Here is a 9,126-nt window from a genome sequence, read left to right as displayed (position 1 = left end):
TGAGATTTGCAAGAGCGATGAGATTTGCAAGAGCGATGAGATTTGCAAGAGCGATGAGATTTGCAAGAGCGATGAGATTTGCAAGAGCGATGAGATCTGCAAGAACGGTGAGATTTGTGAGAGCGATGAGATTTGCAAGAACGATGAGATTTGCAAGAACGCTGAGATTTACAAGAACGGTGAGATTTACAAGAACGGTGAGATTTACAAGAACGGTGAGATTTACAAGAACGATGAGATTTGCAGGAACGCTGAGATTTACAAGAACGCTGAGATTTACAAGAACGCTGAGATTTGCAGGAACGCTTAGATTTGCAGGAACGCTGAGATTTGCAGGAACGGTGAGATTTGTGAGAGCGATGAGATTTGCAAGAACGCTGAGATTTGCAAGTACGATGAGACTTGCAAGAACTTTTAGATGAACGAGAACGGCAAGAGCAGTCAGAACGTTTAGAATAGGATTTAGGTTCCTGGGTTAAGAACCCTTCCATTCCAGCACTTATTATTTCTTCTACCGCTTTTTGAATATCATCCTTTGTATACATCTATTAAAATCCTCCTTGGAAAGAACTAAACTTTTCATCTGTTTTGGAATAATGCGCTTTCTATTAATAAAGTATGTCAAGCTAATGAATTGTGTTTATTTTTTTTTGAAAATAGTGGTATACCCTAAAAAACGGAATGTGATAAGCGGCTGTTTCTTAAGAATTAGTGCCCGGATTCTTTGCGTTTAAAGGATCGATACGTGTATCAAGAAGACATATAGCTTTTTGAATATCAAGGTTCATAAAGAAGTCTTCATAATGTAGTAGTTTGAAAAGGGATGCCTTTCGTACTATTACATTATGAAGAAAGGATAAGAAAAGCATTTATAATTAATAAAAATGAATATATAGCGGATGTGACAATAGGGAAAGGAAAAGCATACATTAATTGTAGATGAAAGAGAAGGGAAGGGAGAAAATGATACCTTCTTATGATTTTTTTATTCACCCAATGTATATTGTAGAGTTGCGAAAAGATGTTTGGTCGGATGATCCTGTTCCAGCTAAATTAACATATTATAAAAGAAAGTATGATATTGATATTGTATACCGTGGTTCTCATATTCGAAAATTGGAGAAAAAATCATATCATGTGATGTTTTATAAACCAAAATTTTTTCAAGGCGTGCATGAGCTGCATTTAAATTCGGAATTCAACGACCCTTCTTTAATACGGAATAAGTTATCCTTGGATTTTTTTTCGGACATTGGTACGCTATCACCAAAAGCGCAACATGTTCTTGTAAAGGTTAATAATCGATTTGAAGGAGTTTATTTACAGTTAGAATCGGTAGATGAAAATTTTTTACGGAGACGAAATTTACCAAATGGTTCTATTTACTATGCAATCGATGATGATGCGAATTTTTCATTAGTAAGCGAGTTAGATAAATGTATAAAAACGAAATTATTCTCAGGGTATGAATTGAAATATGGGAATGAACACAGTGAAGAGGATATTAGTGAATTTATCTATCAATTGAATACAATTTCCAGAGCAGCGTATGAAAAAGAAATCATAAAATATGTTGATGTTGATAAATATTTACGGTGGTTAGCGGGTGTTGTATGCACACAAAACTTTGATGGGTTTGTGCACAACTATGCACTTTATCATAATGGAGAAACAAAGTTGTTTGAAATGATTCCTTGGGATTATGATGCAACGTGGGGACGGGATGTCAAAGGGAGAGAAATGGAGCATGATTACGTTCGTATTCAAGGATTTAATACATTAAGTGCTAGATTACTTGATGTCGTTAGCTTTAGAAAGCAATATAGAAAAATTTTGGAAGATATGCTTTCGCATCAATTTACAGTAGAATATATAAAACCGAAAGTAGAAGGAATGCATGAGGAACTTCGTCCATATATTTTGCAAGATCCATATGTAAAATTGAAAATAGATAAATTTGATAGTGAACCGGATTTGATTTTTCAATATATAGAAAAACGTCGGGAATTTTTACGAGAGCATTTAGATGAATTATGAAGAGAAGTAAAAAGAGATTGAACGATCAGTCTCTTTTTTGTTGTATAATAATGGTAATTTGAGTTAGGGGGGATAAACTAATGGAAATAAAATGGATTGAATGGGTAAAACAAATACAGGCAATTGCACAAGCGGGATTAGCATATTCAAAAGATGTATATGATATAGAACGTTTTCAAGAACTCCGGAAGTTATCGGTTGAAATGATGTCACATTATACAAAAACGGATTGGGAAGTAGTCGAGTATTTATTTGCAAGTGAAACGGGTTATCAAACTCCAAAAGTAGATATTCGAGCGGTCGTGTTTCAAGAAGGAAAATTACTTTTTGTAAAAGAAAAAAGCGATAGGAAATGGGCACTTCCAGGTGGATGGGCTGATATTGGATACACCCCTACGGCAGTTGCGCGAAAAGAAGTTTTAGAAGAGACAGGTTACAAAGTAGAAAATTTTCGTTTGCTATCTATTTTTGATAAACAGAAACATCAACCATCACCTTCTGCAATTGATGTATACAAAATATTTATAAGCTGTGAAATAGTAGGCGGTGAAAGACAAATCGGAATTGAAACAGAAGATGTTTGCTTTTTTGGAGAAGAAGAATTGCCGGAACTATCGATAGGAAGAAACACAGAATGGCAAATCCGGCAAATGTTTGCTTATATGAAAGACCCAGATAAAGAAAGATTTCTGGATTAAAAAAAATCTTTGTAAAGAATTAGTAAATCTTATATAACTTACTTGTCTTTTGGAATAATTTCTAGTAATCTATATTGCATCGTGCACTTTCTCCTTTCGAAATAGAAATGGTGAGTATGTTTTTTTATTATTGCATAATTTTATACTATAAAGTAGTAGCATATTGGCAAGGATAGATTTTTATGAAATAATAAGAAAGTGTGTGTGCGTAGAAAAAAGGAGATAATGAAGAATGTTAGCAAATTTAATTGAACAGTTACTACAATTTTTTATAAGTCTAGGCTATTCCGGAATTGCGCTAGGACTTATGATCGAAATTATTCCGAGTGAAATTGTATTATCTTACGCGGGCTATTTAGTTGCTAAGGGAGAAATTAATTTCGTTGGGGCAGTAATTGCCGGGACGATTGGTGGAACGTTAGCGCAAATTTTCTTGTATTGGCTTGGATATTACGGCGGACGTCCGGTTGTTGAAAAATATGGTAAATATATATTGATTAATAAGAAACATTTAGATGTAGCAGAAGAGTGGTTCAAGCGATATGGTGCAGGCGTAATTTTCTCTGCACGCTTTATCCCAGTTGTACGTCATGCAATATCGATTCCAGCAGGATTAGCGAAAATGTCACTAAAAAGATTTACAGCATATACAGTACTCGCGATTATTCCGTGGTCTATCCTGTTTATTTATTTAGGTGAAAAACTTGGCGGGAATTGGCGTCATATTAAAGAATATGCTGCTGACTACACGCATTATTTCATCGCAGGGGCGATCCTTTTTATTGCTGTATACATAGGTATGAAATTATTGAAAAAAAGAAAAGCGGGTCGTTAAAGTCAATGAATTTTCATTGGCTTTTTTCTTTCTTTATTTGTAACTACGCAGCTATGCCTTTTAGAAAAGGGTATGATTCTAGTGAAGATGTGTCTCTTTATTACTTATAAATTTATTTTTTGGCATATAGGCTGCTGTCATGTAAACAGGGCAGCAGCCTGCGCGTATTGTCTACTTTTGTTTTCAAACCTTGCACGGGGCAGGAAAAGACCTTGACCGCTCCTATGCATCGCCAGTCCCTCTCGCCCGTTTAAAAGAAATGCTTTTCTGCCGGTTTTTCATAAAGTAATTTGGTAGTTACGTTTATTTTACTATTCGCGGACAGTAAGACCACATCTTAATGTTCTGAGAGATTAAAGTTTTATCTTATATAAGTTCTAAAAGTAGAAAGTTGTCCATATTGTGTAGTAAAACAGTATAGCGGAGGAATTTCATGAAAGGGTCACCGTTTTTACGCGGAACATTCTTTTTAACAATGGCAACGATGATTTCGAAAATGCTAGGTTTTATATATGTAATTCCTTTTACAGCGATGGTTGGAACGGGAGGATATGTATTATATACATATGCTTATCGCCCTTATACAATTATGCTTAGTATCGCAACGATGGGACTTCCTTTAGCTGTCTCCAAAATGGTATCTAAATATAATGAATTAGACGATTATTATACGGTAAAACGAGTATTAAAAAGTGGGATTATTTTTATGGGGTGTATGGGAGTTATAGCGTTTTTATTGTTATACTGTTTAGCTCCCTATCTTGCAAAGGTTGTTATTGATAGTGGAGATCAGACGGGTAATAGTGTAACTGCTGTTACATATAATATTCAGATTGTAAGTTTTGCTTTACTAATTGTTCCTTCTATGAGCTTATTACGTGGATTTTTTCAGGGGTTTCAATCGATGGGGCCATCTGCTTTAAGTGTAGTGGTGGAACAGTTTTTTCGAATGTTAACAATCTTAATCGGAAGTTTTGCAGTGCTTCAAATATATAAAGGATCAACAGCGTTGGCGGTTGGAGTTGCTACGTTTGGTGCTTTTGTAGGAGCTGTATCAGGACTTGGAATATTAATTGCATATTATTTAAAGAGAAGGCGTCATCTAAAGAAAAAAGAAAATATGAGTGTTCCGCAAACAACAAAATCATTTTTCTCATTGTACAAAGAATTATTTGCATACTCCATTCCATTTGTTGTTGTTGGTCTTGCAATTCCTTTGTATCAAACAATCGATACATTTACAATTAATAAGCTATTAATGCAAATGGGATATTTACAGCGGGAAGCGGAAAAAATAAATGCTGTGATTGGGCTTGTACAAATGGTTGTGTTAATTCCAGTTTCGGTTGCTACAGCTTTTAGTATGTCGCTCGTTCCTGAGATGACAAAGGCATATACAGCCAAAAATGACCAGTTATTATATAAACATTTTACAAGAACAAATTTGCTCGTTGTATTCCTAACGATTCCGGCATCGTTAGGAATGATAATTTTAGCAGAACCAGTATATACATTACTATTTGGGGCAGGAAATGATCCTGAGCTAGGAAGTGTGATTTTACGCTATTACGCCCCGGCGTGTATATTATTTTCGCTCTTTGCTGTAACAGCAGCCATGCTACAAGGGATTAATCAACAGGGAAAAACAATAATTGGTTTGTTTATAGGAATAGGGATAAAAATTGTGTTAAATATTGTATTTCTTCCGCAATTTGACTATATTAGTTTTATTATTGCGACGTATGCTGGTTATACGGTTTCTGTTTCGTTTAACTTGTGGATACTTTCTAAATATGTTATAAAGGCAACATAATGTCTATAAAAGACAGAGGATGCTCTGTCTTTTTCTATTTTAATAATTTGTGAAGAAAAGCGTTTTCAAAACAATTTTCTATTGAAATCTTTTCATTTGTTTCATATGCTGAAAATGGCGGTTTAAAATAGGCTGTTATTTCAAAGTGAGGTTGGTTCCTACATGTAAAAAAGAATCGGGGTGATAGTATGTTAAATATTTATTTAACAGACCGAAACGGAAAACTACAAGAGATCGAGGAAATTCAAAAGGGCTGCTGGATTAATGTACTCCATCCAACGGAGGAAGAAATTCAATTTTTAGTTCAAACATTAAATGTTGAACTGGACTTTATTAAAGACCCCTTGGATGATGAAGAACGTTCGCGTATTGAAAAAGAAGATGATAATGCTTTAATTATCGTCGATATTCCAACAGTTAGACATGACGAAGAAGGGAACTCAATGTATGATACGATTCCGATTGGTATGATCGTCATGCCGGAATGTTTTGTTACAATTTGTTTGGAAGAAAATCCGATTTTTGAACGCTTTATTAATCAGCGTATTAAAGAATTTTATACTTTTAAGAAGACACGTTTCGCACTGCAGCTCTTATATACGATTTCTACCTATTATTTACGTTATTTAAAACAGATTAATCGAAAAACAACGGATTTAGAGCATGAGCTCAATAAATCGATGAAAAATAAAGAGATTTTTACGTTATTAGGGCTTGAAAAAAGCTTAGTGTACTTTACGACATCTTTAAAGGCAAATAAAATTGTAATTCAAAAATTAATGCGAAATAATACATTTTTGAAAATGTATGAAGATGATCAAGATTTACTTGAAGATGTATTAATCGAAAATAAGCAGGCAATTGAGATGGCCGAAATATATAGCCATATTTTAAGTGGTATGATGAATACATTTAGTTCTGTCATTTCTAATAATTTAAACAGTGTAATGAAGTTTTTAACTTCTATGACAATCATATTATCAGTACCAACAATGGTTTCCAGTTTTTTTGGAATGAATGTTCCAGTTCCTTTAAGTGAAAATCCTCATGGTTTTTTAATGGCTATGATAATATCGGCAATATTATCTTGCTTAATGGCCTTTGTTTTTTGGAAGAAACGTTATTTTTAATATGAAATTCAGCTGTTTTGGGACATTTCCAAAACAGCTTTTTTGCTTTAAAGTATTGAGAAGTTTGCATTTTTGTACACTGCTGTTCATTAATTTATGAAATGAAACATGTATAATATAACATTTAGGTTAATTTTTATAACTACTTGTTCAATCTACGGATTCCAGTTACAATTACATATTGTTAATGAAAAGATGGGGGATATGCATCATGGAAATATTTCATTTACCAAAAGCGTTCCTGCAAATGAATACGATTTTTATTTCAATTTTAATTGAGGCATTGCCATTTGTATTAATTGGTGTATTTATTTCAGGATTCATTCAAATGTTTGTGACAGAAGATATGGTAGCAAGGTGGATGCCAAAAAACCGTTTTCTATCTGTCTTATTAGCAGTTTTTCTAGGGATGATGTTCCCAGGGTGTGAATGTGGAATTGTCCCAATCGTTCGGCGCCTTATCGGGAAAGGCGTGCCACCATATGCAGGGATTGCCTTTATGCTGACTGGACCGATTATTAATCCTGTCGTTTTATTTGCGACATATGTTGCATTTGGTAGCAGTATGCATATGGTTTGGTATCGCGCTATTGCCGCAATTGTTGTCGCTGTTATTGTGGGTCTTGTCTTATCGTTTATGTTTAAAGATCATCAACTACGGAATACTAATTTTCCAGTGGTAAATCATAATCGACCATTCCGTGAAAAATTTTGGGATGTATGTACACATGCTGTCGAAGAGTTTTTCTCAATGGGGAAATTTTTAATTATTGGTGCTCTTATTGCGGCAAGTGTACAAACTTTTGTGAAGACTTCAACACTCCTTGCAATTGGACAAGGACCGTATTCTTCACCAATTGTTATGATGGGACTTGCATTTATTTTATCATTATGTTCAGAAGCTGATGCGTTTATCGCATCTTCATTCCAAAGTACATTTTCAACAGCGTCTCTCGTTGCGTTTCTTGTATACGGACCGATGGTAGATATTAAAAATATGTTTATGATGCTTGCAACTTTTAAAACACGTTTTGTTATTGTAGTGGTTGTTTTAATTACAGTTGTTGTTTATGCAAGCTCACTACTCATTTATATGATGGGGTGGTAATAGATGTTTCGAGCTTATATTTTACTAGGATTTACAATTTTGTTGGCACAACTTCATATTTCTGGTGATATTACAAAATATATTAATATGAAATATGCGTATTTATCAAAAACAGCAGCAATTATTTTAGGATTTCTAACTGTGATTCAAATGATTATTGTATTTCAAAAAGAGCATAGTAAACATCAACACGACCATGAATGCGGGTGTAATGAAAGCCACTGTGGGCATGATCATTCAAAAGATGAAAATACATGGTGGAAACGTACGATTGCCTGTACACTATTTTGTTTTCCAATTATTTCAGGACTCTTTTTTCCGATTGCAACGTTAGATTCTGATATCGTAAAAGCAAAAGGATTTCACTTCCCAGTTGCACAGCCAGAAAGTAAGGACCCATTTATGAATCGGCAGTTTTTAAGACCTGATACGAGCATATATTATGCAAAAGAGGGATATCGGGAAGTTATGGAAAAAGAGAAGAAGAAATTTGTGACAAAAGATAAAATTGCTTTAGATGATACAAACTTTTTAAAAGGAATGGAAGTTGTTTATAACTATCCTGGTGAATTTACAGGTAAAACAATTTCTTTTAAAGGTTTTGTTTTTCGTGATGATTCTGCTAAAAAAGAACAGTATTTTTTATTTCGTTTTGGAATTATTCACTGCGTTGCTGATTCGGGTGTGTATGGCATGCTGGTCAAGAAACCTGAAGATGCCCAGTGGAAAAGTGATGAGTGGATTCAAGTTGAAGGAACAATTTCAACAGAGTTTTATCAGCCATTTCACGCAAACATCCCTGTATTAGAAGTTACAAAGTGGAATACAGTAGAATCTCCAAAAGAACAATATGTATACCGAGGAGCCGATTGATAAAATCGGCTTCTATTTATAGATGTAAAGTAGATAAGGGGGACTCCTGTTGTTTAAAATTTCACCTTATCATTATAAATGTATATATCCATATCTATTTTAATTTTTTGACTTATAAGTTGCTGCTATGCAGAATACAACATAATCGCTACTTGCTTCCGGCTTTTGTTTTTAACATTATATGTGGTAGGAAAAGGTCCTGACGTTGCTATGCATGACCAGATGCTCTCGTCTGTATAAAAAGAAAGGGTCTTTTTATGTCGTTTTTTTAACTTGTATATATAGAAAAAGAACATCTAAACATTAGATGTTCTTTTTCATAGTTTTTTTGTCTACATAAGAGTTGTATGGAGCGGATTGCTAGTTAGCAAAAACAAGCAGCACCAACAATAATTAAGAGGATAAATAATACAACAACTAATGCAAACCCGCCGCCGTGACTTCCAAAGCCCATTGTTTTTTCCTCCTTTTGTTTTAAGGTACATAATACAATATGCAGTTTTATAATGATGTGACTGGGATATATGTCATGTAAAGACGTTTTTTTTTGTATAGGGATAGAGGGGGAAGGAAACATATAAGAATGATGATTTCATATTGCTGCTTTGTTATTAAAACATGCTGTATAAATT

General features: G+C 34.1%; 9 protein-coding genes and 1 pseudogene. 8 read left to right on the top strand and 2 right to left on the bottom strand.

Annotation, left to right across the window (positions count from 1 at the left end; all coding sequences use genetic code 11):
• A partial coding sequence (locus tag H280_RS23425) for a hypothetical protein (protein WP_196810713.1) occupies positions 1 to 422 on the top strand: 422 nt, incomplete at its 5' end.
• A 54-nt stretch (positions 423 to 476) separates the two neighbouring features.
• Here the strand turns inward: H280_RS23425 and H280_RS26990 are convergent.
• Positions 477 to 545: pseudogene (locus tag H280_RS26990) on the bottom strand (CotG/ExsB N-terminal domain-containing protein); the annotation flags it as partial.
• A 418-nt stretch (positions 546 to 963) separates the two neighbouring features.
• On the opposite strand from H280_RS26990, the gene H280_RS0109905 reads away from it, so the two are divergent.
• The 7 genes from H280_RS0109905 (at position 964) to H280_RS0109870 (ending at position 8,494) form a co-directional block, all read left to right on the top strand.
• The gene (locus H280_RS0109905) at positions 964 to 2,037 is read left to right on the top strand and encodes a CotH kinase family protein (RefSeq protein WP_020060964.1); all 1,074 of its coding nucleotides are present in this window, start codon (positions 964 to 966) and stop codon (positions 2,035 to 2,037) included.
• Between the two features lie 80 nt (positions 2,038 to 2,117).
• The gene (locus tag H280_RS0109900; RefSeq protein WP_020060963.1) at positions 2,118 to 2,735 is read left to right on the top strand and encodes an NUDIX hydrolase; all 618 of its coding nucleotides are present in this window, start codon (positions 2,118 to 2,120) and stop codon (positions 2,733 to 2,735) included.
• A 232-nt stretch (positions 2,736 to 2,967) separates the two neighbouring features.
• Entirely contained in the window at positions 2,968 to 3,570 is a 603-nt protein-coding gene (locus H280_RS0109895) for a DedA family protein (protein ID WP_020060962.1), read from the top strand.
• Positions 3,571 to 4,003: 433 nt separating this feature from the next.
• Positions 4,004 to 5,383, top strand: a complete 1,380-nt coding sequence (locus H280_RS0109885; protein WP_020060961.1) for a putative polysaccharide biosynthesis protein — start codon at positions 4,004 to 4,006, stop codon at positions 5,381 to 5,383.
• Between the two features lie 188 nt (positions 5,384 to 5,571).
• Entirely contained in the window at positions 5,572 to 6,513 is a 942-nt protein-coding gene (locus H280_RS0109880) for a magnesium transporter CorA family protein (protein ID WP_020060960.1), read from the top strand.
• A gap of 211 nt (positions 6,514 to 6,724) precedes the next feature.
• Complete coding sequence (locus H280_RS0109875; protein ID WP_020060959.1) at positions 6,725 to 7,621, top strand: permease; 897 nt, start codon at positions 6,725 to 6,727, stop codon at positions 7,619 to 7,621.
• Positions 7,622 to 7,624: 3 nt separating this feature from the next.
• Positions 7,625 to 8,494, top strand: coding sequence for a TIGR03943 family putative permease subunit (locus tag H280_RS0109870; protein WP_020060958.1), 870 nt, complete (start codon positions 7,625 to 7,627; stop codon positions 8,492 to 8,494).
• Positions 8,495 to 8,858: 364 nt separating this feature from the next.
• On the opposite strand, the gene H280_RS24980 is transcribed toward H280_RS0109870, so the two are convergent.
• Positions 8,859 to 8,948, bottom strand: coding sequence for a YjcZ family sporulation protein (locus H280_RS24980; protein WP_020060957.1), 90 nt, complete (start codon positions 8,946 to 8,948; stop codon positions 8,859 to 8,861).
• Positions 8,949 to 9,126: the final 178 nt, after the last annotated feature.

The sequence above is a fragment of the Bacillus sp. 123MFChir2 genome (assembly GCF_000383235.1).
Lineage (GTDB): Bacteria > Bacillota > Bacilli > Bacillales > Bacillaceae_G > Bacillus_A.
This window is presented reverse-complemented; position numbering and strand designations above follow the sequence as displayed.

Bases quoted from the DNA above. Each gene is read 5' to 3' on its own strand.
- H280_RS0109870 (WP_020060958.1), top strand. From the start codon at position 7,625: ATGTTTCGAGCTTATATTTTACTAGGATTTACAATTTTGTTGGCACAA.
- H280_RS0109875 (WP_020060959.1), top strand. From the start codon at position 6,725: ATGGAAATATTTCATTTACCAAAAGCGTTCCTGCAAATGAATACGATT.
- H280_RS0109885 (WP_020060961.1), top strand. From the start codon at position 4,004: ATGAAAGGGTCACCGTTTTTACGCGGAACATTCTTTTTAACAATGGCA.
- H280_RS0109880 (WP_020060960.1), top strand. From the start codon at position 5,572: ATGTTAAATATTTATTTAACAGACCGAAACGGAAAACTACAAGAGATC.
- H280_RS0109895 (WP_020060962.1), top strand. From the start codon at position 2,968: ATGTTAGCAAATTTAATTGAACAGTTACTACAATTTTTTATAAGTCTA.
- H280_RS24980 (WP_020060957.1), bottom strand. From the start codon at position 8,948: ATGGGCTTTGGAAGTCACGGCGGCGGGTTTGCATTAGTTGTTGTATTA.
- H280_RS0109905 (WP_020060964.1), top strand. From the start codon at position 964: ATGATACCTTCTTATGATTTTTTTATTCACCCAATGTATATTGTAGAG.
- H280_RS0109900 (WP_020060963.1), top strand. From the start codon at position 2,118: ATGGAAATAAAATGGATTGAATGGGTAAAACAAATACAGGCAATTGCA.